The following is a 23,340-nucleotide window of genomic DNA, read 5'->3' as shown; positions in this document are numbered from 1 at the left end:
TGATCACGCGATCGCGAACCGTAATCGCCGACAAGTGCTCCAGGGTGCACGCCGGGGCGCGGTCTCTCGTCGCGCCGTTGTGTCCGCTGAAAGTCCTCATGAGGCCCTGGCCCGGTCTGTCCGGGCGCATGACGATGAAGATCGCACACAGTAACGCCGCTCACTCCTGGAGCTGGACAGCGGCTCCGTACAAGGCGGGAGCGCACCCGAAGGGAGAAAGACGATGATGCGTAAGAGGACCGCCACAGGCATCCTCGCGGCCGTCGTGGCTGCGACCGGGCTGTGCCTGGCCTTCCCCGGAACCGCCGCCGCGGCAGCCTGCGACGGAGTGGCGCCCGGTGCCGGGCTGTCATCGCCATCCGTGTGGTGGTGCGAGGGCTACTACATGACCTGGCAGGAGTGCCGCGACGCGGGGGCGGCGTACGTGGGTGCTCAAGGCGCGAGGGCGTGGGCTTGCGATGAGGTGGGTCCCCCGAACTACCCCTGGGGGCTCAGCATCCTGGACTGAGGCAGCGTCGCGGATCGTCGCTCCTCCATGCCCGTATGAAGGGGCGGCGACCAGGGGTGCTGACCAGCGACAGAACAACGGCCCCGAGCGGTGCGACCGGCAGCACCGCTCGGGGCAGGCCGGCGAACCGGGTTCAGGAGAAGGTGAGGATCCCGGAGTACATGCCCATGCCGCAGACGTAGCGCAGGCTTCCCGGTGGATGCGGCGGCAGGCGTACGGTGGCCGGCAGCGCGACGTCACGGCCGCCGATCACGACGGTGTCCGTGCAGCCGTGCTCGGCCACCTTGAAGACGACCTCGACGGGGACGCCCGCGCGGGCCGACACGATCGCCGGGCGGTAGCCGTCGCGGGTGGCCCACACCGTGACGGTCTGGCCTCCCGGCCCGGTGACCGCCTGTGCGGGGTCGGGGGCGGGCAGCCAGCCGCCGAGGCTGACCCCGGAGGCGGCGGTCCAGAGCCCGGCGGAGATCGCGACGACCCCGGCCAGCCTGGCAAGCCGGGTGCGGGAGACCCGCCGCAGCACGTAGCCGAGCAGCGCGAACGCCGGAGCCGTACCGATGACGAACCCCGCCATGGCCGCCGCCCCCGCCACCGGCGACCCGCTGGAGACCGCGACCAGTTCCACGCCGAGCGTCACGCCGCAGGGCACCAGGATGGTGGCCGCGCCCAGCAGCGGCGCCTTGTACCTGGACAGAACCCCGAACGGAGTCCTCAGCGAAGCCTCGGACGGGGCTTCCGACGGGGCTTCCGACGGGGCCGCCGCGCAGCCGGCGTGCCCGCGCCGCATGAGCCGGATCGCGAACACGATCACCGTGAGGCCGGCCACGACGAGCAGCACGGCCCGCGCCCGCGGCGGCAGGGTGACGGCCGAGCCGAGCAGCCCCAGCAGCGCGCCGGCGATCGTGTGGGAGGCCAGCCGACCGGCCAGGAACCAGGCCACGAGCGCGGGATCGCGCCCGTGGCGGCCGTCGGCGAGCCCCATGAGCAGCCCGCCCTGTGCGGCGGTGCACGAGGCGGTGCCGGCCACGAGCCCGGCGGCGACCCCACCGGCGAGCAGGGCGGCGGCGCTCACGCCCAGCGGGCGAGCGCGGCGCGGCCGGCGAACGTACGGCGGAAATCGGTGCTGGACCGCATTGTCGTCCCCACTTCCTACGAAGCCCGTACACGCAACGTAACCCGGCGCCCCGCTTGCGGCGAGTGACAGTTGTCGCACCGGCGGTGACGTTTGGGTGGAAGCGACGCAAGGCCCGGGGTTGCGGAGATCCGACCCGCTGCGGGGTGAGGTCGCGCATCGCGTGGGCACACGAAAACGGCGGTTCGGGGCGCGGGTGGCGCGCCGCGAACCGCCGCTCGAGCGGCACGGGAATCCCGGAGGTCAGGCCGGGGAGCAAGTCACGATGCCCCGCTCTTGAGAACGGAGAGCTTCTCGTAGTATTCGTCGTCGCCCATCTCGCCGCGGGCGTACCGCTCGGCGAGGATCCGCTCCGCGGACGCGGTGGGCGACCCGGCAGTCCCGGCAGCTCCGGCGGGCCCGGCCGGGTGAGCGTGCCGAGGGCCCCACCAGCCCTTGCGCCGGGCGGTGATGGCGAGTGCCACGACGCCGACCCAGAACAGGCCCCAGAACAGCGGGATGATCGGCCAGAACCCGCCGGAACCGCCCCAGTGGGGCACCAGCAGTGCGATGGTGTTCATGTCTCCTCCTTGACGGTTGCCTCCAGAATCCGCCAAGGGGCCGTCCGGCGAATCGCACGCCGGGTCCTGTTTCCCCTGCGCCCGAGGGAGTGCTCAGGGCGGGCCGGTGTACGCCCGACGAAGTAGGCGCGACGCTCGACCTGGTCCGCTCGTCCGCGACCCGGGAAGGCGGGCGCGGCTCTTCGCCTGGGCCGCTCGTCCGTGCGCGGCGCCTTCTACCGTCCGCGAGCCCGGGTCAGAACACGCAGAACTCGTTGCCCTCCGGGTCGGCCATGACCACCCAGTCGTCGTGGGTGGCCACCACCCTGGCGCCCAGCTCGGTGAGGCGGTCGATCTCCACGCCGGGGTCGTCGGAGTCGACGTCGAGGTGGAGGCGGTTCTTGACCACCTTGTGCTCCGGCACGTGCTGGAACCACAACCGGGGCGGCCCGCCCTCGACCAGCACCGTCGGGTCGTCCTCCGGGTCGTCGATCCCGTCGGCGCGCAGCCGCGCGAGCTCGGCCTCGTCGTAGGGGGCCACCGCGTAGCCGTCGAGCACCGCCGCCCAGAACCTCGCCAGTGAGGCCGGGTGCCGGCAGTCGACCACCACGTCACGCAGTCTGGCCATGACGTTTCCTCGCTTCGATCAGGAACCTGGCGGAGTGGGCCACGAACGGTCCTTCGCTTTCGATCCGGTCGTGCAGCGCGCGCAACCTCTCCTGGTGGTGCTCGACGGAGAAGCCCGGCACGATCCAGATGACCTTGCGCAGGAAGTAGACGACCGCCCCGATGTCGCGGAACTCCATGCGCAGCCGCTCCGACCGCAGATCGACCACTTCCAGCCCGGCGGCCTCGGCCTCCTGCCCGACCTGCTCGGGGTCGCGGGCCGAGCCGTCGAGCGGGCCGAGGAAGAACTCCGCGAGCTCGAACACGCTCCTGGGCCCGACCTGCTGGGAGAGGTAGGAGCCGCCGGGGCGCAGCACGCGGGCGATCTCCTTCCACCACGTCTGCACGGGGTGGCGGCTGGTCACCAGGTCGAAGACGTTGCTCGCGAACGGCAGGCGCGGCTCCTCGTCGTCGGCCACCACCCAGGCGCCGCGCCGGCGCAGCCGGGAGGCGGCCAGCTTGAGGTTGGGCGGCCACGACTCGGTGGCCACGGTGACCGGCGGCAGCGTGGGCACCCCGGCCAGGATCTCGCCGCCGCCCGTCTGGATGTCGAGCACCGACCCGACCGTGGCCAGGCGCTCGCCGAGCAGCCTGGCGTAGCCCCATGAAGGGCGCTCCTCGGTGGCCCGGCCGTCGAGCCAGGAGAAGTCCCAGCCGTCGACGGAGACGCCGGCCGCCTCCTGGACGAGGTCGTCGTACGTGCGCCGCATCCTCCGACCCTGTCAGGGGCCGGGCCCGGCGTTCAACCATATTTCGTCACGCGAGGCGGCCACGCACCGCCGCGCGGTCGATCCCGAGCTGGTCGATGACCTGTGCGGCGGGATCGGGATGCGCCTGCGCCAGCAGGCCGAGCGCCAGGTGCCGGGGCATCTGCGCCTCCCGCGTCTTCATCGTCGTGGCCTTGATGGCCTGGTTGAGCACGGCGCGGGCGCTGGAGGTGAGCGCGGTGTCGGGGACCCGCGGATGTTTGCGCGGCGACTTGGGCACGTCGCCGACCTCAAGGCCCAGCATGCGCAGGGCCGCCCGGTCGAGCTCGTCGAGCGCGGCGCGGGCGGCGGCCGTGTCGACGCCCAGTCTCCGCGCGGACTCCTCGTGGTGGAGGAGGCCGAGCAGCAGGTGCTCGGTGCCCATCCGGCGGTCGCCGCGGAGCCGGGCCTCCTCGAACGCGGCCTTGATGATCACTGTGACCGTGCTCTTCTGTCTGCCGAACATCGCCGGCCTCACTTCCCGTATTTGGCGTGCACCGACTGCCGCGACATGCCGAGCGCGTCGCCGATCTGCTCCCAGGTCCAGCCCTGCTCCCTGGCCAGCGCCACCGACGTCGCCTCGACCTGCTCGGCCAGCCGGTGCAGCGCGCCGACCGCCCGCAGGCCCATCGCCGGGTCTCCGGCCCTGATCCGCTCGGACAACTCCGTAACATCCACGCTGTCAGGCTAGCTTGACAGCCGGAGAATTGTCAATCTAGCCTGACAGGCATGGAAGACGTGTTGATCGTGGGGGCCGGGCCCGTGGGGCTGATGCTCGCGTGCGAGCTGAGCCTGGCGGGAGCCCGCCCGACCGTGCTGGAGAAGAGGACCGAGCCGAGCGAGCTGCCCAAGGCCAACGGGCTCGGCGGCCAGATCGTCGACTTACTCGACCACCGGGGGCTGCTGGGACGTTTCAGCGCGGGCAGCCCGTTCGCGGGCCGGGCGCCGGGGTTCCCGTTCGGAGGGGTGCCGCTGCGGTTCGACGGGCTCGACGACATCGCGCTTCGGCTGCTGCTCATCCAGCAGCCGCGGCTGGAGCGGCTGCTCGCAGAGCGGGCACGGGAGCTCGGCGTCGAGGTCAGGTGGGGACGCGAGGTGCTGTCACTCTCCCAGGACGAGGAAGGAGTGACGCTCGACGTCGCCGGCGACGGGACCGTCAGGGCGCGGTACGCGGTGGGCTGCGACGGCCCCCGGAGCCTGGTCCGCGAGCAGGCCGGGATCGCCTTCCCCGGCACCACCGACGACGAGGGGTTGACGATCGGCCACTTCAAGGCCGACGTGAAGGTGTTCGACTCCCTGGAGGGCGACGGCCTGCAGCCCGGCTGGAACCGCACGCCGCACGGCCGCGTGCTGCTCACCTCGCTCCACGACGGCGTGCTCGTCGCCGGCGTACGCGAGCGCGGCGGGCTCCCCGACGGCCCGGTGACGCTGGAGGGCTTCCGCTCCGCCGTCCGCCGCGTCCTGGGCCGGGACGTGCCGCTCGGTGAGCCGATCTGGATGTCCAGCACGGCGACGCAGGCCAGGCTGGCCGAGCGGTACCGCGCCGGCCGGGTGTTCCTGGCGGGGGACGCCGCCCACCTGTTCCCCGCGGGCGGGTCGGCGCTCAACGTCGGCATGACGGACGCGGCCAACCTCGGCTGGAAGCTGGCCGCCGCGCTGCGCGGCCGGGCGCCCGCCGGGCTGCTCGACACGTACGAGGCCGAACGGCGGCCCGTCGGTGAGCGCACGCTCCTGCAGACCCGCGCTCAGGCGGCGATCGACCGCGCGGAGGGCGAGGACGGCGCGGCGCTGCGCGAGCTGCTCGCCGAGGTGTTCGCCTTCGAGCAGCCGGCCCGCCACCTGGCCGGGTTGTTGCACGACGCCGGTGCCCGCTACGGCTCCGGGGACCATCCGCTGACCGGCCGGTTCGTCCCCGACCTCGTCCTGGACGACGGGCGCCGGGTCGCCGAACTGATGCCAGCGGGCCGTCCCGTGCTCCTCGACCTCGGCGGCGGCGCCGGGCGGCCCGGCGACGTCGGCGGTGGAGCGGGCGGTGGCGCGGGCGTGCTCGACGACGAGTGGATCGAGGTGGTCAGGGCCCGCTGCGACGACCCGCCCGCCGACGCGCTGCTGATCCGCCCCGACGGGTACGTGGCCTGGGCGGGCTCGGGGGACATGACGGGCCTGGCCGCCGCGGTGACCTCCTGGTTCACCCCCTAGGCAGCTCACGCCCGGCCCTGCCGCAGCACCGGGGACGGACGCGCTGCGTCAGCGGGCGGCGTACACGCATGCCGTCTGGTTAGCCAGAACGCAGTTAGCCCAACTCCATTCCGGCTGGCTGATTTCAGGCCCAGCCCGGCTTCACCAGGCCGGACTCGTAGGCGATGACGACGAGCTGGGCGCGGTCGCGGGCGTGCAGCTTCATCATGGCCCGGCTCACGTGCGTCTTGGCCGTGGCCGGCGACATGAACAGCTTGGCCGCGATCTCGTCGTTGGTCATGCCGGTGCCCACCAGGGCGAGCACCTCCCGCTCGCGCTCGGTGAGCTGGTCGAGCCCGTCCACGGCGACCGGGGCCTTGGCGCGGGTGGCGTACTCCGCGATCAGGCGGCGGGTCACGCTGGGCGACAGCAGCGCCTCGCCGGCCGCGACCACCCGGACGGCCTGGATCAGCTCGGCCGGCTCGGTGTCCTTGACCAGGAAGCCGCTGGCGCCGCCGCGCAGGGCCTCGAAGACGTACTCGTCCAGCTCGAACGTCGTCAGGATGATGATGTGCGGCCCCGGCGGCATCTGGCGGGTGGCGGTCAGCCCGTCGGTGCCCGGCATGCGGATGTCCATCAGCACCACGTCGGGCTGGTGCTCGCCCGCCAGCCGCACCGCCTCCGCGCCGTCGGAGGCCTCGGCCACCACGGTCATGTCGGGCTGGGCGTCGAGCAGCGCCTTGAAGCCCGCGCGCACCAGTGCCTGGTCGTCGGCCAGCAGCACCTTGATCATGGGGTCTCCTCAGGTAGGGGGAGCCGGGCCTCGACCTGGAAGCCGGTGCCTGACGGGCCTGCGACCAGCGTGCCGCCCAGGGCGGAGGCCCGCTCGCGCATGCCGGGGATGCCGTTGCCGCTGCCGGCCTCGGACAGGAGGGGGACGTCCGTCGCGCCCGTGTCGGCCACCGCGACGACCAGCTCGCGCTCGCCGTATTCCAGGCGCACGGAGACCTCGGAGCCGGGGGCGTGCCGGGCGGCGTTGGTGAGCGACTCCTGCACGATCCGGTACGCGGCCCGCTCCACCTGGGACGGCAGCGGCCGGGAGCCGACGCGTTTGAGCGTCACCTGCACACCGGAGCGCTCCACCAGGTCGTCGAGGCGGTCGAGCCCGGAGGTGGGGGCACGGGGGGCGCCCTCGCGCAGGACGTTCAGCACCGAGCGCATCTCGCCGAGCACCTCCTTCGACGCCGTCTTGATGGTGGACAGGGCGGTCCTCGCCTGCTCGGGGTTGGCGTCGATGAGGTGCAGCGCGGTGGAGGCCTGGACGTGGATGAGGGAGATGTTGTGCGCGAGCACGTCGTGCAGCTCCTGCGCCATGGTCAGGCGCTCCTCGCTGGCCTGCCGCCTGGCCTCCTCCTCCGCCGTGCGCTCGCGCTCGGCCCGGCGTTCCCTGATGATCCTGACCAGCTCGGCCAGCACCATGAGCAGCATGATGAAGGTCAGGATCCACACGCTGTGCAGGACGTCGCGGTTGCCCATCAGCCAGGCGTAGGCGATGAACGACACCAGCGTCGCCGCCGCCATGATCCAGGCCATCAGCCGCCTGCCCCGCGTGACGAGCAGGAACAGCAGGACGGCCGGGCTGATGAAGCTGGGGCCGTAGGCGTACCCGGCGATCAGGAACAGGTCGTTGGCGGCCAGCGCGACGGCGGTCGTGAGCAGCGGGAAACGCCGGTGCAGCAGGATCGCCATCGGCCCGACCAGCAGCAGCCCGTAGGCATAGGGGTCGAGCGGCTCCCTGAAGAGCCGCTGCCCATAGGAGGCGCCCTTCGCGATGACGAACTGGGCGGCGGTCACGATGAGGGCGAGGTAGGGATCGAATCCGTACTTCCTGCGCACGTCAACCACGCTAGATCAAGGCTTTGACCAGCGCATCATCCCTGCGTGTGAGGGGGCCCTACCACGACGGGCGTACCTGGGTCATCGTGGACACCATGCGCCGAGTGATCGTTCCCGCAGCAACAGTCCTCGTCCTGCTCGTGCCGGCGGCGCCCGCGCCGGCCCGGCCCCAGCAGAAGGTACCGGTCGCGGAGGGGTACGGCGGCGCCGTGGCCACCGTCGACCTCGACGCCTCCAAGGCCGCCGTCTCCGTGCTCAGGAAGGGCGGCAACGCCATGGACGCCGCCGTCGCCGCCGGCGCGGTGCTCGGCGTCACGGAGCCGTACTCGTCGGGCCTGGCCGGCGGCGGCTTCATGGTCTACTACGACGCCAGGAAGCGGAAGGTCTTCACGATCGACGGCCGCGAGACCGCGCCCCGGGCGATGACCGCGACGACGCTGGAGGGCATCCCGTTCGAGGAGGGCGTCACCAGCGGCCTGTCCGCCGGAGTGCCTGGCACGGTCGCGAACTGGGACCTCGCCCTGCGGAAGTTCGGCACGATGTCGCTCGGCAAGGCGCTGCGCCCCGCCATCGAGGTGGCGTCGAAGGGCTTCGTCGTCGACCAGACCTTCCACGACCAGACCGCCGCCAACGCCGGCCGCTTCAAGGACTTCACCTCCACCGCCAAGCTGTACCTCCCGAACGGCGCCCCGCCGCCCGTCGGCTCGGTCTTCAGGAATCCGGAGCTCGCGGCCACGTACCGCGAGCTGGCCAGGCGCGGCCCCAGCTGGTTGTACGGCGGTCAGCTCGGCAAGGAGATCGTGGCCACCGTCAAGCGCCCGCCGGTCACCCCCGGCAGCACCCGTGACGTCCGGCCCGGCCTGATGGAGCTGTCCGACCTGCGCGCCTACCGGGCGCTGCTGCGCGAGCCCACAAAGATCTCCTACAGGGGCATGGACGTGTACGGCATGGCCCCGCCGTCCTCCGGCGGCTCCACGGTCGGGGAGGCGCTCAACATCCTGGAGGCGCTGCCCGAGGTCGGCCTGCACGAGTATCTGGAGGCGTCCAGGCTGGCCTTCGCCGACCGCGGCGCGTACGTCGGCGACATCCCCGGCGTGCCGCTCGAGCAGTTGTTGTCCGACGGTTTCGCCAAGGAGCGGGCCTGCCAGATCGGCGACACGGCGATGGCGCACCCGGCCGCGCCCGGCAGCCCTGACGGCCAGTACGAGCCGTGCCCGCACCCTACGGGCAGCGCCGCGCCGATCGCGACGGAAGGCCCCGAGACCACTCATCTGGTCGTCGCCGACCGCTGGGGCAACGTGGTGGCCTACAACCTGACCATCGAGTCCACCGGCGGCAACGGCATCGTCGTGCCGGGGCGGGGTGTGCTGCTCAACAACGAGCTGACCGACTTCACGTTCGGCCCGGCGCCCGGCGACCCGAACCTGCCGGGCCCCGGCAAGCGGCCGCGCTCGTCGATGGCGCCGACGCTGGTGTTCGACCACGGCAGGCCGGTGCTGGCGGCCGGCTCGCCGGGCGGCTCGACCATCATCACGACCGTGCTGCAGATCATGGTCAACCGGTACGAGTTCGGCATGAGCCTGCCGGACGCGCTGGCCGCGCCGCGCGCCACTCAGCGCAACACCGAGCAGACGCAGGCCGAGCAGGCGTTCCTGGACGAGCACGGGGCTGAGCTGGAGGCCAGGGGGCACGGCTTCGCGCTCAACCCGGAGATCGGCGCCGCGACGGCGCTGGAGTTCGTCGGCAGGGGCCGGATCCAGGCCGTGGCCGAGCCGAGCCGCCGGGGCGGCGGCAGCGCGATGGTCGTGCAGCCGGCTAGAAGATGAGCTGGTAGGCGCCGGGTTTCACCTTCCGCGTACGCGCCCAGTACTCGAAGGTGAAGCCCGGCCAGATCGTCCTGTTCACTCCGTGCTCGTCCAGATACCAGGATCGGCAGCCGCCCGCGTTCCACACGAGCGGGTCGAGCCGTTCGCGCAACCTCCGGTCGAACGCCCGTTGCGCTTGCGGCCTGACGTCGAGGGCCCTGGCCCGGGTCCTGGACAGCAGGCGCAGGCAGCCGATCACGTACCGCACCTGCGACTCGATCATGAAGGCGACGGAGTTGTGCCCGAGGCCGGTGTTGGGGCCGAGCAGGAAGAACAGGTTGGGGAAGCCGGAGGTGGTGATGCCGTAGTAGGTCTGGATGCCGTGCTGCCAGGCTTCCTGGATCTTCACGCCGCCCCTGCCGACGATGTGCTGCTCGGCGAGCGAGTCCAGCACCCGGAAGCCGGTGCCGTAGATGATCGCGTCGGCGGGGTGCTCGCGGCCGGCGGCGTCCACGATCGAGTGCGGCCTGATCCGCGTGATCTCGTCGGTGACCAGGTTGACGTCGTCCCTCATCAGGGCCGGGTAGTAGTCGTTGGAGATCAGGATGCGCTTGCAGCCGATGAGGTAGCCGGGGGCGAGCCTGCGGCGCAGGTCGGGGTCGGGGACCTGGGCTGCCAGGTGTCTGAGCGCCAGCTTCTCGTGCACCTTCATCAGCCGCGGGTCGACGGCGAATCCGAGCGCGCGTGACTCCAGGGCCCAGTAGAGGGCGGTGCGCAGCGTCCTCGCCATGCCGGGCAGGCGCAGGGCGTCGCGGGCGCGGGGCGGGATGGCGAAATCGGGTTTGGGGTGCAGCCAGGGCGCCGTGCGCTGGAAGACGGTGAGCTGGCGGGTGACGGGGGCGATCTGGGGGACGAACTGTACGGCGGAGGCGCCGGTGCCGATGACGGCGACCCGCTTGCCGGTCAGGTCGACGGTACGGTCCCAGGAGGCGGAGTGCATGGCCGGTCCGGCGAACGACTCGCGTCCCGAAATTTCGGGGTATTTGGGGATGTGCAGGGCGCCGATCGCGGAGACCACGGCGTTCGCCCGCAGCGTGGCGCCGTCGTCCGTGGTGACCGTCCAGTCGCGGCGGGCGTCGTCGTACTCGAGGGCGGTGACGTGCTTGGCGTACCGGATGTGCGGGGTGACGCCGTGCCTGTCCGCGCATGACCGCAGATAGTCGTGGATCTCCCGCTGCGGCGCGAACATCCGCGACCAGTCCGGATTGAGGTCGAACGAGTAGGAGTACATGTGCGACGGCACGTCGCACGCGCATCCGGGATAGGTGTTGTCGCGCCAGGTGCCGCCCAGGTCGCCGGCCTTCTCCAGGATGACGAAGTCGTGGTGGCCGGCTGCTTTGAGCTTGATGGCCATGCAGACGCCGGCGAGGCCGGCGCCGACGATCACTATCCCAGCCATGTGACCTCCGCGGCGCATCTATTGGACATTATGTCCAATGTACGGAGCGGTCGCGGACCGGGTCCAGAGTGAGAACCATCGCAGGAACGACGAAAACCCGCCACGGCCTCCGCGGCGGGTCGTCCTGGCCGGATGCCTACTGGAGCAGGAGGAAGGCGACGACGCCGACGATCACGACCGCGACGACGACGGCGATGATGGGAACGATGGGCGACTTCTTCGGCGGGACCGAGGCTTCCTGCTCGCGCCGCTGCGCGAACGCGCGGAACTGCTGGGTGTTGCCCGCCGGGTCGATATGCTGGTCAGACATGAGCAGCAGCTTAGCGTGAGCGCCTGTGACATTTGCGGAGTTTGGCGGGATCTGTAGGGGTGGGGCACGCCCTGCCGCAGGGGCGGCCTGATTAGGGGACCACCCCACCCGGCGGATAGTTTTGACAACATGCTGAGGACCCTGCTCTCCCCGCGCATGCTGGGGCTGCACCTGCTGACCATCGGGGTCCTCATCGCGTTCATCCTGCTCGGTCGCTGGCAGCTCGGCGTCTTCAACGACTCGGGGAAGCCGCGCGCCTCCACCGACCCCGCGCCTGTCGCGGTCACCACGCTCGCCCAGGTGAGCTCCCAGCTGAACGGTGAGGCCGTCGGCCGCAGGGTCACGGCGGAGGGCTCCTATGACGCCGGCCGCCAGCTCCTGGTGGCCGACCGGCGGCCCGACGTCGACGCCCCCGGCGGCAACGTCTCCCGCGACCACGGCTACTGGGTGCTCACGCCGCTCCGGCTCGACGACGGCACGCTGATGCCGGTGGTGCGCGGCTGGGTGAAGACGCCGGACGATCCCGCGGTGGCGGCCGTTCCCGAGGGCCGGATCGCGGTGCCGGGGAGGCTGCGCCCGCAGCAGGGCACCGACAGCGTGCAGCGCCGCGGCGAGGGCCTGCCGGCCGGTCAGGTGCAGACGGTGTCCACGGGCGAGCTGGTCAACCTGTGGACGGGGCAGAAGGTGCGCGCCGGCTATGTCGTCGCACAACCGCCGTCGGGCTCGCTGGCACAGGTCAAGGTCGACCCGCCCGTGGTCGGTGGCACGCTCACCTGGCGTAACCTCGCTTACGCCGCCAACTGGTGGATCTTTGCCGGATTCGCCGTTTTCATGTGGTTCCACTTCGTACGCGACGCCGTACGAGCGGATCGGGACCGTGGCAAGTCCCCTGAGATGGCTCTGGAAGGTTAAATCGTGGAATCGGCTCTGAAGCCCTTCCGGGTGCTGGCATACGTGGTCGGCGTCATGCTGCTGGTGTTGTGCGTCGGCATGGTGCTGCGTTACGGCTTCGACGAGCCGGCCCTGTCGAAGATCATCGCCCCCATCCACGGCGGGCTCTACATGATCTATCTCGTCACCGTCATGAACCTGGGCATGAAGGCACGCTGGACGTGGCCGTACATGCTCGGTGTCATGCTGGGCGGCACGGTGCCGTTCCTGTCGTTCTACGTCGAGCGCAGGGTGACCCAGCGGGTGCAGGCGGCGCTGACCGCGGCGGAGGCCTGAGGCCTCCGCCGGGCGGGCTCAGCGGCCGATGCCGCGCTTGCGCGCCCTCTTGAGGCGCTCGCGCTGTGACGGGTCGAGCATCAGGTAACCGATCACCGGAGCGGCGACCACGCCGAGGACAACCAGCAGGGTGACAAAGCCGGTGCCAAAGATCATCAGCGACAGCAGGACCGCGGCGCCTGCGCCAATGGCGTACTTCTGGACTGGCGACATCCTCAACATCCTCCGAACGCGGAGCGCGCGCCCCGCCTCTTCCACATTGTGCGTCGCCTGTCCAACGAGTGGGGCCGCCGCCGTTGTTCCGCTCGCGATGTATCGCAATCGTTGCGCAGTCTTTCAACCCTGTCGAGCCATGATCGCGAGAAGGCCGGAGCGGAGCTCGTCGGGCGTCGGGCGGTCCTGCGGATGCCCCGCGAGCAGCCGTAACAGGACAGGCGCCAGCGCTCCCGCCCTCGTCAGCCGCGCGCCAGGGGCGGGGGGAGCACCTTCGACCGCGGCGAAGAGCGTCGCGCCCAGCGACCACAGGTCGGCCTCCTGGCTCTGGGTGGCCTCGGGGGCGGTGTAGGCGGGCAGCGTGCCCGCGCGCAGCAGCGGCAGGAGCCGCGCCCGCCCGCTCCCGTCGATCATGACGTTGCCCGGCTGCACCCCGCCGTGGAACTCGCCGACGGCCAGCAGCCCGTCGAGCAGGGCCAGCCCGATCGCGGCCGCGCCCGCGGGCGGCAGCGGGCCCGAGGCCGCGATGACCGCGTCGAGCGGGCGGTCCACGGCCAGCCGGTCGAGCGTCTCGCGCACCACGTCCATCGGCGGCGCCCCCGCCGGGTGCAACATCGCCCTGACCAGGGACCTGAGCGGGTCGGCGCCCTCCGCGGGCATCTGGCCGGGCGGGCGGCCCTCGATCGCGAAGTGCAGCGTGGCGGCCATCGACCACAGGTCGGCCGACGGCAGCATGCTGAGGCTGGGGAAGCCGAACCCCGTGAGCACCGCCCGCCCCGTCGTGGTGAGCAGCACGTTGCCGGGATCGACCCGCCCGTGCACGACGCCCGCCTCGTGCGCCGTGGCCAGCGCCGTCAGGACGCACACCCCGACCCGCGCCGCCTGCGGGACGGGCAGCGGCCGGCGCGAGCGCACGGCCTGCTCAAGCGAGGCGCCCGAGACGAACTCCATCACCAGCCACGGCGTGCGATCCTCGATCACGACGTCCAGCACCCGCACGATCGAGGCGTGCCGCAGCGTGGTGGCCCTGCGGGCCTCGTGCAGCGCGGCGTCGCGCAGCTCGGCGGGCACGCGCAGCCGCCTGACCGCGACGTCGCGATGGCGAACCTCGTCGAAGGCCAGGAGGACGGACCCCGCGCCCAGGGGGTTGAGCAGCCGGTAGCGGCCGGCCAGCTTGCTGGTCTCACCCATCTCGAGGTGCACGATAGCGCCCGTGCGCACGCGTGGCCATCATGCGGGATCGCCTGCCAGCCAGGCCCTGTGCGCCTCGTCGATCTTGCGCCAGAGCTTCTCCTTCTCCTCGGGGCTCACGTCGTCGAGCGGCAGCGCGAACACGTCCGCCAGGGCCGCGAAATAGTCGCGGGCCGTGTCCAGCATGATCGTGTGCGCGCCCGTCCCCACGCGGCGCAGCTCCAGCCCGCGCAGGAGGTCGACGCCCGAGCCGTCGCGCCGTTGCACGACGGCGACCCGGACGAACCCGGACGTCGGAGACGTCGTCAAATGGTCATGCATGCTGACGAAGGCCGATATATCCGTGGGCGCCGGATCAAAATCCATACCTTCGAACGAACCACTCGGATCGTGGTCGAACCGCCAGCCGCCGGGCGCGACCTCCGAGGGGCGCAGCCCGTACGTGAAAGGGCCCTGCCGGGAGGAGCCGGCGACCAGCGGGATCGGCTCGTGGAGGCCGTCGCCCAGCCCGACGTCGACCAGCCACTCGCCGCCCGGGTTGCCGTCAGCCGGCAGGCCGCGCACGGTGAGCACCAGGTGGTTGCCGGTGACGCCCGGCCCGATGCCGCGAGTCTGGACGCCGCCGACATGCCGGGTCACGTCGTAGCCGAGCGCCCCGATCAGCTCGGAGAACGCGCCGTTGAGGTGGTAGCAGTAGCCGCCCCGGCCGCGGATGATCCGCTCGGCCGACTCGACGGGATCGACGGTGGTGGGGCGGCCCAGCCAGATCTCCAGGACCTCGTACGGGACCCGTTCGACGTGCGCGACGTGCAGCGCCCGCAGGTTCTCGACGCTGACGGGAGCGCCTCGCAGACCGGGCAGGCCGAGGCGGCGCAGATATGCGGCGGTGTTCACCCGCCCAGTCTGCACCGGATGTGCACAGATTCAGCAGTGTCGTCTGCACAGGGCGCTTCTAGGCTTCCGTACGTGGCAGAGCAGCGGCGCATCCTCGTGGTCGAGGACGATGTGACGATCGCCCTGGCCGTCAGGAACAGGCTGGCGGCCGAGGGCTTCCACGTCAGGGTGGCGGGCGACGGGCAGGACGCCCTCGTCCAGTACGGCAGGGCCGAACCCGACCTGGTGATCCTCGACCGGCTGCTGCCCGGTCTCGACGGACTAGAGGTGTGCCGCCGGATGCAGGCGGCCAGGCCGGTGCCCGTGCTCATGCTGACCGCGCTCGGAGACGAGACCGACGTGCTCGTCGGGCTCGGCGTCGGCGCGGACGACTACCTGGCCAAGCCGTTCAGCATGCGCGAGCTGGTCGCGCGGATCCACGCGCTGCTGCGCCGGGTCGAACGCGCCTCCCAGCTCGCCGTCGAGGACACCGTGATCAGGGTCGGCGAAGTCGAGATCGACACCGCGGCGCGCAGGGTGTTCGTGCGCGGCGTGGAGGCGCAGCTCACCAGGACGGAGTTCGACCTGCTGCGGCGCCTGGCCGAGCGGCCGGGACAGGTCTTCGAGCGCGACCGGCTGCTGTCCGACGTGTGGGGCTTCTCCGAAGCCGCCGCGACCAGGACCGTCGACAGCCACGTACGGGCGCTGCGCCGCAAGCTCGGCTCCGACGTGGTGCGCACCGTCCACGGCGTCGGCTACGCGCTGGTGCGCCAATGAGGCCGCTCGACTTCCTCGGCCGGATCAAGGTCAAGCTCGGCATCGTCATCGTGCTGGCCGTGGGCACGGCGTTCGTGGTGAACGAGGTCGGCATCGCCTCCGGCCTGGCCGGCGAGGTGCGCATCGCGGTCGCCGTCGTCCTGGCGTTGATCATGGTGCAGGTGCTGGCCATGGGCATGACCAAGCCGCTGCGCCAGATGGCCAGCGCCGCCCAGACGATCGCCAAGGGCAGCTACACGCTGCGCGTCAGCGCCACCTCGCGCGACGAGGTGGGGGAGCTGGCCAGGGCGTTCAACGCGATGGCGGCCGACCTCGGCGAGGTCGACCGGCAGCGGCGCGAGCTCGTCGCGAACGTCAGCCACGAGCTCCGCACGCCCATCACCGGGCTCCGCGCCATCCTCGAGAACGTCGTGGACGGCGTCTCCGCGCCCGACCCCGTCACCATGTCGACGGCGCTCGCCCAGACCGAGCGGCTCGGACGGCTCGTCGCCCAGCTGCTCGACCTGTCGCGGCTGGACTCCGGGGTCCGCCTCATCGAGCCCGAGCCCGTCGAACTGGCGCGGCACGTCGAGCAGGCGGTCCGCGAGGCGTCGCTGGCCCGCGACGACGTCACCATCCGGTGGGTGGTCCCGGGCCGGCTGGGGGTGCGCGCCGACCCCGACCTGCTCGCCCAGGTCCTGTCCAACCTCCTCGACAACGCCGTACGCCACAGCCCGCCGGGCGGCGTGGTCACCGTCAGCGGCGCCGAAGAGGGCGACGCGGTACGGCTCGCCGTCACCGACCCGGGGCCCGGCATCCCGGCGGCGGCCAGGGAACGCGTCTTCGAACGCTTCTCCCGGCTGGACGCGGGACGCACCGCCGACGCGGGAGGCGCGGGACTGGGGCTGGCCATCGTGAAGGAGATCGTCGAGCTGCACGGGGGTTCCATCCGCATCGACGACCGGCCGGGGTGCCGGATGGTCGTCGAATTACCAGGGAGGACGACGATGGCGGACACGCCATTGGAACACGAACGAAGCACGGGGGACGAACGGTCGCCGGCCGTCGGGAGCGAGGCGCTGGAAAGGGACGTCGCCGATCCCGCCGCTGATCCCGCCGCTGATCCCGTCGCCGACCGCGGCACGGTCACCGCATCGGCGCCTGAGGGCGCTCCCGCACCGGCCGGCGCTCCGACGCATGAGGCCGGTTCCGCGCCGGCTGCCGCTTCCGCACCGGGAGCCGCATCGGAGGCCGTTCCAGCGGCGGGGGCCGTTGCGGGGCTTGTCGCGGGACGGGGGACCGACGGTGTGGAGGGCGCGGTCGCGACGGCGGACGGCGGAAGGTCACAGCCGGGATCTCCGGGGACATCTCCGGGTACTCAGGCCGCTCCCGCCGGCGCCGTGATGAGCGTCGCGACCGGACCTTCGTCCCCGGGTGGCGGCGGGGATCCGGCGCCTGCCGAAGGCGCCACGACAGGGCGCGCACCGGAGGCCGGCCGTGGTGTCGAGGGCGCTCCCGCGGCGGACGCCGGTGCCGTTGCGGCGGCCTCGGCGGGTCATGCGGCCGGTGGCGTCGTGGCGACGGCTGGGGGGAGAGCCGTGGACGCGACCGTGCCCGGCGGGTCGCCGCCCGTCGGCGCGAGCTACGCCAGGATGATCGGCGGCGGGGTCATCGGGGTGCTGGCCGGGTTCGCGGTGGGGCTGTTCGCCGCCGCGTTCGCCGGTATCGCGGTGGGAGCCGGATTCGCCCTGGTCACGCTCGTGGTGAGCGTCGCCGTCATGGGCGCCGTGGGCGTGGCCATGGGGGCGGGGTCAGCGCGGCGCACAGCTGCGGTGGCGTACCAGGTGGGTCCCTACCGCGGGCAGGCGGGAGGCGCGGGCTGGCAGGCGGGGGCGATGGCCGGTCACGGCGGCGCGGCGTCCGGACCGTCACGTCCCGCAGGCGGCCAGGCCGGACCGGGCGTCCCCGCGGGGCCGGGCGCCTACGCGGGCCCGGGTGTTCAGGTGGGGCCTGGGGGCGGGCCGGTGGGGCCGCCGCCGTACGTGCCGCCGCCGCTGTTCCCCAAGCCCGACCTGCCCGACGCGCCCCGCTGGTTGTTGCCCGCCGCGGTGGGGGCCGGGGTGTTCGCGGCGGTGGCGTTGCCGGACGCCCAGGTGGGCCTGGGGTTCGTGCTGGTGGCGCTGGTGCTGGGCGCGGCGGCGTTCCCGGCGGTGACGCGCCGGATGACGCCGTGGACGGTGGCGTTCGGGGTGCTGGCGTATTTCCTGATCGCCATGGCGGCGGTGCGCGACGCCGACTGGCTGGTCGCGATCCTGCTCGTGGCGGGGGCCGGGCTGGGCGCGCTGGCGGTCTCCGGGGCGGGCGCGGGCTGGCTGGGCGTGATCAGGGGCGGCGTGTCCGTGGTGCTCGCGCTGGGCCCCGTGCACTGGTTCCTGGCCGGGCCGCTGAAGAAGCTGACGGCCAGGCGGCGCGTCATGCCCACGCTGGCCGCCCTGGCCATCACGGCGGTGCTGCTGGCGGTGTTCGGCCTGCTGTTCGCCTCGGCGGACGCGGTGTTCGCCAGCTATCTGGAGCGGCTGACCACCACGCCGGACTGGGTGGAGTCCGCGCCGCTGCGGATCTTCCTCTTCGTGCTCTTCGCCGTGCTGCTGGCCGCCGTGGTGCTGGTCGCGCTGCGGCCGGTGAACGATCCCGTGGGGCCGCAGAAGAAGTTCAAGGTGAGCAGGAGCATCTGGCTGGTGCCGCTCACGGCGGTGAACCTGCTGTTCGCGTCGTTCGTGGCGGTGCAGATCACGGCGCTGTTCGGGGGCGATGCCCGGGTGCTGAGGACGGCGGGGCTCACCTACGCCGAGTACGCCAGGCAGGGCTTCTTCCAGCTGGTCGTGGTCAGCGTGTTCGTGCTGGGCATCGTGGCCGTGGCGGGCGGGCTGCTGAAGGCGGAGCGGCGCGAGCGCTGGGTGCTGGCGGGGCTGCTCGCGATGTTGTGCGGGCTGACGATGGTGGTGCTGGTGTCGGCGCTGCACCGCATGAACCTCTACACCGACGCCTACGGCCTGTCCAGGCTGCGGTTGTCGGTGCAGGCCACGGTCTGGTGGCTGGGATCGTTGTTCGCGCTGGTGCTGCTGGCCGGGGCGGTACGGTTCGCGGGGCGCGGCTCCGGCTGGCTGCCGCGTACGGTCGTGCTGGTCACCGCGCTCGGCCTGGGCGCGTTCGCGGTGGTGAACCCCGACCTGCGGGTCGCGTACTCGCAGGTGGAGGTGCGCGGCGGCACCCAGCTGGACTCCGACTACCTGGGCGATCTCGGCGCGGAGGCGGTGCCGGCCCTGGACCGGCTGCCCGAGCCGCAGCGCAGTTGCGTGCTCGCCGACGTGGTCGAGGCCAACGGGCTGGACCGTCCCGATCCGTGGAACGGCTGGAACCTCGCCCGCTCGCAGGCCCGCGACCTGCTGGCCGAACATCCGGTCAACGAGTCCGTGGAGTGCGGCCAGAAGCCGTACCGCGGCTCTGATTGAATCCTTGGGTGAGGTTCGACGTAGTCATCAGCGGCGGCAGGGTGCTCGACGGCACGGGCGCCCCGCCGTTCCGGGCGGACGTGGCGGTCTCCGGCGACAGGATCGCGGCGGTCGGCAGGTTGGGCGATGCGCAGGCCGAGACCGTGATCGACGCGACGGGCCGGTTCGTCGCGCCCGGCTTCGTGGACTGCCACGCCCACGGTGACGCGGCCGTGTTCGACCCGGTCGTGCAGCGGGCGGCGCTCCGGCAGGGGGTGACCACGTTCGTGCTCGGGCAGGACGGCCTGTCCTTCGCGCCCGGCTCGGCCGCGACCGTCGCCTACGCCGCCCGCTATTTCGCCGCCGTCAACGGGCCGCTGTCCGACGGCGCGCTGTCCGACGGGGCGCCGCGGGGCGGGGCTCTGCCCGGCCGGGCTCCTCAGGACGGGCCGCTGACCGTGGGAGAGCTGCTCGACGGCTACGACCGGGCGGTGGCGCTGAACACCGCCTACCTCCTGCCGCACGGCACCATCCGCTACGACGTCATGGGCCCGTCGCCCGCTCCCGCTTCGGCGGGCGACCTCGCGGCGATGGTGCGGCACGTCGAGCGCGGGCTCTCCGAGGGCGCGGCGGGCCTGTCGAGCGGGCTCGAATACCTGCCGGGCCGCTACGCCTCCGCCGAGGAGCTGGCCGCGCTGTGCGCCCCGCTCGGCGGGCTCCCCTACGTCACCCACATGCGCGCCTACGGTCCGCAGGCCGGGGTCGGCATGGCGGAGGTCGTGGACATCGCCCGGCGCTCCGGCGCCGCCGTGCACGTCTCCCACCTGCACGGCCCCGCCGGCGTGCTGCTGCCGCTGGTCGAGCAGGCGCTCGGCGAGGGCGTCGACCTGACCTTCGACACCTACCCCTACCTGCGCGGCAACACGATCCTGGCCATGGTCGTGCTGCCGCCGTCCGTGCCCGGCGCCGAGACCGACCGCGCCCTGGAGATGATCGCCTCGGACGGGCTGGACGACTGGTGGCCGACGCTGGCCGGCACCTGGCCGAGGCTGACCGTCTCGCACGCGCCCGGGCTGGAGTGGGCGGAGGGCCTGACCATGGTGGCGGCGGCCGAGCGGGCGGGGCTGGACCCGGCCGCGTTCTGCCGCCGCCTCCTGACGGAGACGCGGCTGGAGGCGGGCGTGGTGTCCGCCCGCCCCGACGAGGGCCCCGAGGGCGAGGAGTCCGTACGCCGGATGTTGCGCCATCCGTCCCAGACCGGCGGCTCCGACGGGATCTATGTGGGCGGTCATCCGCATCCGCGTGGGTTCGGGGCCTTCGCCCGGTTCCTTGGCCGGCATGTCAGGGAGCTCGGCGACTGGACGTGGGAGCAGGCCGCGGTGCATCTGGCGGCGCATCCGGCCCGGCGGTTCGGGCTGGCCGACCGGGGGCTGGTGCGGGGCGGGTTCGCGGCCGACGTGGTGGTGTTCGACCCTGACACGGTGGCCGACCTGGCCACGTACGCCGCTCCGCGCACGCTCGCGTCCGGCGTGGACGACGTGCTCGTGTCGGGGGTGCGCGTGCTGGCCGGGGGAGAGCTGACCGGCGCCACATCTGGGCGGGCGCTCAAGCCGTGATGCCCGGGATGCCCGGGATGTCAGGATGGCGTCGGACGCTGAGGGAAAGGGAGCTTGTGCAGGAGACGCTCGGGCGGTCGATCTTCGACGGAGCGCTCGGTTTCCCGCTGATGGTGGTGCGCCAGGACGCGCTCGAGCACAACGTGGCGACGATGGCGGCCTTCGCCCGCGACCACGGCATGGAGCTCGTGCCGCACGTCAAGACGCACATGTCCGCCGAGATCGCCGCGCTCCAGCTCGGAGCGGGCGCCTGGGGTCTGACCGTCGCCACGCTGCGCCAGGCCGAGGCGGCCAGGGGGTTCGGGGCGAGCCGGATCATGGTCGCCAACCAGGTCGTCGACCCGGCGGGGCTGGCCTGGGCGGCCGGCGAGCTGGAGCGCGATCCCGCGTTCGAGTTCCTGAGCTTCGCCGACTCCGTGGCCGGCATCGGCATCCTGGCCCGCCACGCGGGGGCGCGGCCGTTCCGGGTGCTGGTGGAGCTGGGGCACGAGGGCGGGCGTGCCGGGTGCCGTTCGCTGGACGACCTGCTGGCGGTGGTGGCCTGCGCGCAGGAGACGCCTGGGGTCGAGCCGGCGGGGATCGCGGGGTACGAGGGCGCGCTCAAGACCGCCGACGATGTGCGGAAATATCTGGACTCGTTGCAGGAGGCGCTCGCCTACCTCCGCGTCCGCGACCCGATCCTGACCGTGGGCGGCAGCCAGTGGTTCGACGTGATCGGGCGCGAGCTCGTCGCCACCCAGGCCCGCATCCTGCTGCGCAGCGGCGCCTACGTCACCCACGACGACGGCTACTACCGCGAGCGCACGCCGTTCACCCGCATCCAGGGCGAGCTGCGGCCGGCGCTGGAGGTGTGGGCGCACGTGCTCTCCACGCCCGAGCCGGGGCTGGCGGTCGTCGGCATGGGCAAGCGGGACGCGCCGTACGACGAGGGGCTGCCCGTCCCGCGGCGCGCGGGCGTCACCGTCACCAGGATGCAGGACCAGCACGCCCTGGTGCGCGGCGACGGGCTGGAGGTCGGCGACCTGCTGGCCTTCGGCATCTCGCACCCGTGCACCGCGTTCGACAAGTGGCGCGAGCTGCCTCTGGTGGACCAGGACTACCGTGTCGTGGGCACGATACACACCAACTTCTAGGGAGAAATCGTGAAGAAGGAGCTCAGGACCACCGAGGGCGCCGCCCCGATCGGCGCCTACTCCCAGGGTCTCGTGGTGGGCGACTTCGTCTACACCTCCGGCATGGGGCCGATCGACCCGCAGACCGGCGAGGTCGACGGCGACGACGTCGCCACCCAGACCCACCGGGTCATGCGCAACCTCGGCGCCATCCTCGCCGCGCACGGCCTCGGCTTCGACGACGTGGTCAAGGCCACGGTCCACCTCCAGCACCTCAAGCGCGACTTCGCCGCGTACAACGAGGTGTACAAGTCGTACTTCAACCCGCCCTTCCCCGTACGCACCACCGTGGGGTCCGAGCTGATGGACATCCTGGTGGAGATCGACTTCGTCGCGCACAAGAGCGCTTAAGGTCTGTTTGTGGACAGTTCGGTATACGCCTTCGTCGAGGACCTGCGCGGCGAGGGCGTCGAGCGGGTGCTCGACAACATCAGCGCGTACGGCGTGCGCGGCGTCACCGTCGGCGCCGTGCACCACGCCTCACGCGACGTCACCCCGCACGGACTGTCCCGGCTGACCGTCCGCCACGACGGCGCCCACTTCACCCCGCCACCCGACCTGTTCGCCGGGCTCCGGCTCGCTCCCGTGCCGGGCTACCAGGATGCTTTCGACGGGCTTCGCGAGGCCTGTGCGCAGCGCTCCATGAAGCTCCACGGATGGACGGTCTTCCTGCGCAACGCCACGCTCGGCGAGAGACATCCGGACGTGACCGTCCGCGACTGCTTCGGCGACCGTGGCTCGCTCGCCGACCTGTGCCCCGCCCACCCCGACGTGCGCGAATACGCGGTCGCGCTGGCCAGGGCGGTGGCCAGGCTCGGAGTCGACAGCGTGGTGGCCGAATCGCTGCACTTCAGGCCGCTCAGACCGCAGCGCTCGTTCGTGCCGCTCGGGCCGATGGACACCTACCTGTTCGGGCTCTGCTTCTGCGACTACTGCATGCGCAGGGCCACCGACCTGGGCGTGAACGCCGACGTGGCGCGCGACGAGTGCGCGAGGATCGTGGGCGGCGTGCTCGACGGCGACCCGGCCGCGCAGGGCGAGGTGACCAGGGCGGCGCTGACCGCGTACGCGGGGCCGGAGGTCGTGGCCTACGCCAGGGCCCGGTCGGAGACCGTGACCACGCTCGTGTCCGAGGTGGCCTCCGCCGTCGCGGACGAGGGCTCCAAGCTGGTGTTCATCGACTCCACGGGCGCGGTCAAGGGCTACGCCGACGGGCTGCCCACGCCGGGGCTTGCCGCCCATGACGCCTGGCAGCTCGGCGTCGACCTGGTGGCGCTCGGCGACCTGGTGCCCGCCTTCGGGGTGCTGGCCTACGCGCGCGACGCGGCCAGGGTGGCCGACGACGTGGCAGCCTACCTGCGGTCCGTGGGCAAGGATCGTGAGGTGCGTGCCGTGCTGCGGCCGGGGCATCCCGACAGCGACTCGGCCGACCGGCTGGTGGCCAAGGCCCGCGGCGCCAAGGCGGCGGGCGCGCTCGCGGTCGACTTCTACGCGTACGGGCTGGCGCCCCACCCCGTGCTCGACCGCATCCCGGCCGCGCTGGCCCTCTGAACCGCCGTACC

At 72.4% G+C, this 23,340-nt stretch carries 24 protein-coding genes; 11 read left to right on the top strand and 13 right to left on the bottom strand.

The annotated features are described in order from the left end of the window. Window positions 1–223: 223 nt before the first annotated feature. On the top strand, window positions 224–508 hold the full coding sequence (locus ACTWPV_RS37240; RefSeq protein ID WP_443155388.1) for a hypothetical protein: 285 nt from the start codon (window positions 224–226) through the stop codon (window positions 506–508). Window positions 509–641: 133 nt separating this feature from the next. On the opposite strand, the gene ACTWPV_RS37235 is transcribed toward ACTWPV_RS37240, so the two are convergent. From ACTWPV_RS37235 to ACTWPV_RS37210, 6 genes are all read right to left on the bottom strand, one after another. Next, entirely contained in the window at window positions 642–1,580 is a 939-nt protein-coding gene (locus tag ACTWPV_RS37235) for an urease accessory protein UreH domain-containing protein (protein ID WP_443155387.1), read from the bottom strand. A 320-nt stretch (window positions 1,581–1,900) separates the two neighbouring features. After that, a complete protein-coding gene (locus ACTWPV_RS37230) occupies window positions 1,901–2,200 on the bottom strand; it encodes an SHOCT domain-containing protein (protein WP_443155386.1) in 300 nt (99 codons plus the stop codon). 235 nt (window positions 2,201–2,435) lie between these two features. After that, window positions 2,436–2,807, bottom strand: coding sequence for a VOC family protein (locus ACTWPV_RS37225; protein WP_443155385.1), 372 nt, complete (start codon window positions 2,805–2,807; stop codon window positions 2,436–2,438). Next, window positions 2,791–3,555, bottom strand: a complete 765-nt coding sequence (locus ACTWPV_RS37220) for a class I SAM-dependent methyltransferase (protein ID WP_443155384.1) — start codon at window positions 3,553–3,555, stop codon at window positions 2,791–2,793. Before ACTWPV_RS37220 ends, ACTWPV_RS37225 begins: the two co-directional genes overlap by 17 nt. A gap of 46 nt (window positions 3,556–3,601) precedes the next feature. Then, window positions 3,602–4,057 (bottom strand): Clp protease N-terminal domain-containing protein, encoded by a 456-nt coding sequence (locus ACTWPV_RS37215; protein ID WP_443155383.1) that lies wholly within the window; start codon window positions 4,055–4,057, stop codon window positions 3,602–3,604. An 8-nt stretch (window positions 4,058–4,065) separates the two neighbouring features. Beyond that, the gene (locus ACTWPV_RS37210) at window positions 4,066–4,269 is read right to left on the bottom strand and encodes a helix-turn-helix domain-containing protein (protein ID WP_165974823.1); all 204 of its coding nucleotides are present in this window, start codon (window positions 4,267–4,269) and stop codon (window positions 4,066–4,068) included. 51 nt (window positions 4,270–4,320) lie between these two features. Here ACTWPV_RS37210 and ACTWPV_RS37205 point away from each other — a divergent pair, with 51 nt between their 5' ends. Then, window positions 4,321–5,790 (top strand): FAD-dependent monooxygenase, encoded by a 1,470-nt coding sequence (locus ACTWPV_RS37205; RefSeq protein ID WP_443155382.1) that lies wholly within the window; start codon window positions 4,321–4,323, stop codon window positions 5,788–5,790. A gap of 124 nt (window positions 5,791–5,914) precedes the next feature. Here ACTWPV_RS37205 and ACTWPV_RS37200 read toward each other — a convergent pair whose 3' ends face one another. Together ACTWPV_RS37200 and ACTWPV_RS37195 are read right to left on the bottom strand one after the other, a co-directional pair. Further along, a complete protein-coding gene (locus ACTWPV_RS37200) occupies window positions 5,915–6,562 on the bottom strand; it encodes a response regulator transcription factor (RefSeq protein ID WP_347616335.1) in 648 nt (215 codons plus the stop codon). Further along, window positions 6,559–7,665, bottom strand: coding sequence for a sensor histidine kinase (locus tag ACTWPV_RS37195; protein WP_443155381.1), 1,107 nt, complete (start codon window positions 7,663–7,665; stop codon window positions 6,559–6,561). The genes ACTWPV_RS37200 and ACTWPV_RS37195 overlap by 4 nt, the downstream gene beginning before the upstream one ends. A gap of 47 nt (window positions 7,666–7,712) precedes the next feature. Here ACTWPV_RS37195 and ggt point away from each other — a divergent pair, with 47 nt between their 5' ends. Beyond that, window positions 7,713–9,491: a gamma-glutamyltransferase gene (gene ggt / locus ACTWPV_RS37190; protein WP_443155380.1), complete on the top strand. Its 1,779-nt coding sequence runs from the start codon at window positions 7,713–7,715 to the stop codon at window positions 9,489–9,491. Here ggt and ACTWPV_RS37185 read toward each other — a convergent pair. Together ACTWPV_RS37185 and ACTWPV_RS37180 are read right to left on the bottom strand one after the other, a co-directional pair. Then, the gene (locus tag ACTWPV_RS37185; RefSeq protein ID WP_443155379.1) at window positions 9,481–10,929 is read right to left on the bottom strand and encodes a flavin-containing monooxygenase; all 1,449 of its coding nucleotides are present in this window, start codon (window positions 10,927–10,929) and stop codon (window positions 9,481–9,483) included. The two genes, ggt and ACTWPV_RS37185, sit on opposite strands and share 11 nt — an antisense overlap. A 136-nt stretch (window positions 10,930–11,065) precedes the next feature. Then, a complete protein-coding gene (locus tag ACTWPV_RS37180; protein WP_347643405.1) occupies window positions 11,066–11,239 on the bottom strand; it encodes a hypothetical protein in 174 nt (57 codons plus the stop codon). 129 nt (window positions 11,240–11,368) lie between these two features. On the opposite strand from ACTWPV_RS37180, the gene ACTWPV_RS37175 reads away from it, so the two are divergent. Next, entirely contained in the window at window positions 11,369–12,151 is a 783-nt protein-coding gene (locus ACTWPV_RS37175; RefSeq protein WP_443155378.1) for an SURF1 family protein, read from the top strand. 3 nt (window positions 12,152–12,154) lie between these two features. Further along, window positions 12,155–12,466: a DUF3817 domain-containing protein gene (locus ACTWPV_RS37170; RefSeq protein ID WP_347643407.1), complete on the top strand. Its 312-nt coding sequence runs from the start codon at window positions 12,155–12,157 to the stop codon at window positions 12,464–12,466. An 18-nt stretch (window positions 12,467–12,484) separates the two neighbouring features. On the opposite strand, the gene ACTWPV_RS37165 is transcribed toward ACTWPV_RS37170, so the two are convergent. The 3 genes from ACTWPV_RS37165 to ACTWPV_RS37155 form a co-directional block, all read right to left on the bottom strand. Continuing rightward, a complete protein-coding gene (locus ACTWPV_RS37165; protein ID WP_132340063.1) occupies window positions 12,485–12,679 on the bottom strand; it encodes a hypothetical protein in 195 nt (64 codons plus the stop codon). A 123-nt stretch (window positions 12,680–12,802) separates the two neighbouring features. Then, window positions 12,803–13,900, bottom strand: coding sequence for a protein kinase domain-containing protein (locus ACTWPV_RS37160; RefSeq protein ID WP_443155377.1), 1,098 nt, complete (start codon window positions 13,898–13,900; stop codon window positions 12,803–12,805). A gap of 9 nt (window positions 13,901–13,909) precedes the next feature. Then, window positions 13,910–14,764, bottom strand: coding sequence for an arylamine N-acetyltransferase family protein (locus ACTWPV_RS37155; RefSeq protein ID WP_443155376.1), 855 nt, complete (start codon window positions 14,762–14,764; stop codon window positions 13,910–13,912). A 72-nt stretch (window positions 14,765–14,836) separates the two neighbouring features. Here ACTWPV_RS37155 and ACTWPV_RS37150 point away from each other — a divergent pair, with 72 nt between their 5' ends. From ACTWPV_RS37150 to ACTWPV_RS37125, 6 genes are read left to right on the top strand one after another with little or no spacing between them, the layout of a single operon-like run. Continuing rightward, window positions 14,837–15,520 (top strand): response regulator transcription factor, encoded by a 684-nt coding sequence (locus tag ACTWPV_RS37150; RefSeq protein WP_443155375.1) that lies wholly within the window; start codon window positions 14,837–14,839, stop codon window positions 15,518–15,520. Then, window positions 15,517–19,011, top strand: coding sequence for a DUF4153 domain-containing protein (locus ACTWPV_RS37145; protein ID WP_443155374.1), 3,495 nt, complete (start codon window positions 15,517–15,519; stop codon window positions 19,009–19,011). Before ACTWPV_RS37150 ends, ACTWPV_RS37145 begins: the two co-directional genes overlap by 4 nt. Before the next feature lie 8 nt (window positions 19,012–19,019). After that, window positions 19,020–20,606 (top strand): N-acyl-D-amino-acid deacylase family protein, encoded by a 1,587-nt coding sequence (locus tag ACTWPV_RS37140; RefSeq protein WP_347643411.1) that lies wholly within the window; start codon window positions 19,020–19,022, stop codon window positions 20,604–20,606. A gap of 56 nt (window positions 20,607–20,662) precedes the next feature. Further along, complete coding sequence (locus ACTWPV_RS37135; protein ID WP_443155373.1) at window positions 20,663–21,739, top strand: alanine racemase; 1,077 nt, start codon at window positions 20,663–20,665, stop codon at window positions 21,737–21,739. Window positions 21,740–21,745: 6 nt separating this feature from the next. Further along, a complete protein-coding gene (locus ACTWPV_RS37130; protein ID WP_165975130.1) occupies window positions 21,746–22,129 on the top strand; it encodes a RidA family protein in 384 nt (127 codons plus the stop codon). A 9-nt stretch (window positions 22,130–22,138) separates the two neighbouring features. Continuing rightward, entirely contained in the window at window positions 22,139–23,329 is a 1,191-nt protein-coding gene (locus ACTWPV_RS37125) for a hypothetical protein (RefSeq protein ID WP_347643413.1), read from the top strand. Window positions 23,330–23,340: the final 11 nt, after the last annotated feature.

The sequence above is a fragment of the Nonomuraea sp. KM88 genome, from assembly GCF_052245635.1.
Classification (GTDB): domain Bacteria; phylum Actinomycetota; class Actinomycetes; order Streptosporangiales; family Streptosporangiaceae; genus Nonomuraea.
The sequence above is the reverse complement of the archived record's forward strand: the minus strand, read 5'-3'. Positions and strand labels throughout refer to the sequence as shown.

What these genes read in the sequence shown, in the direction of transcription:
- ACTWPV_RS37240 (WP_443155388.1), top strand. Translation starts at nt 224, where the DNA reads ATGATGCGTAAGAGGACCGCCACAGGCATCCTCGCGGCCGTCGTGGCT.
- ACTWPV_RS37180 (WP_347643405.1), bottom strand. Translation starts at nt 11,239, where the DNA reads ATGTCTGACCAGCATATCGACCCGGCGGGCAACACCCAGCAGTTCCGC.
- ACTWPV_RS37220 (WP_443155384.1), bottom strand. Translation starts at nt 3,555, where the DNA reads ATGCGGCGCACGTACGACGACCTCGTCCAGGAGGCGGCCGGCGTCTCC.
- ACTWPV_RS37225 (WP_443155385.1), bottom strand. Translation starts at nt 2,807, where the DNA reads ATGGCCAGACTGCGTGACGTGGTGGTCGACTGCCGGCACCCGGCCTCA.
- ACTWPV_RS37165 (WP_132340063.1), bottom strand. Translation starts at nt 12,679, where the DNA reads ATGTCGCCAGTCCAGAAGTACGCCATTGGCGCAGGCGCCGCGGTCCTG.
- ACTWPV_RS37145 (WP_443155374.1), top strand. Translation starts at nt 15,517, where the DNA reads ATGAGGCCGCTCGACTTCCTCGGCCGGATCAAGGTCAAGCTCGGCATC.
- ACTWPV_RS37215 (WP_443155383.1), bottom strand. Translation starts at nt 4,057, where the DNA reads ATGTTCGGCAGACAGAAGAGCACGGTCACAGTGATCATCAAGGCCGCG.
- ACTWPV_RS37200 (WP_347616335.1), bottom strand. Translation starts at nt 6,562, where the DNA reads ATGATCAAGGTGCTGCTGGCCGACGACCAGGCACTGGTGCGCGCGGGC.
- ACTWPV_RS37205 (WP_443155382.1), top strand. Translation starts at nt 4,321, where the DNA reads ATGGAAGACGTGTTGATCGTGGGGGCCGGGCCCGTGGGGCTGATGCTC.
- ACTWPV_RS37175 (WP_443155378.1), top strand. Translation starts at nt 11,369, where the DNA reads ATGCTGAGGACCCTGCTCTCCCCGCGCATGCTGGGGCTGCACCTGCTG.
- ACTWPV_RS37230 (WP_443155386.1), bottom strand. Translation starts at nt 2,200, where the DNA reads ATGAACACCATCGCACTGCTGGTGCCCCACTGGGGCGGTTCCGGCGGG.
- ACTWPV_RS37185 (WP_443155379.1), bottom strand. Translation starts at nt 10,929, where the DNA reads ATGGCTGGGATAGTGATCGTCGGCGCCGGCCTCGCCGGCGTCTGCATG.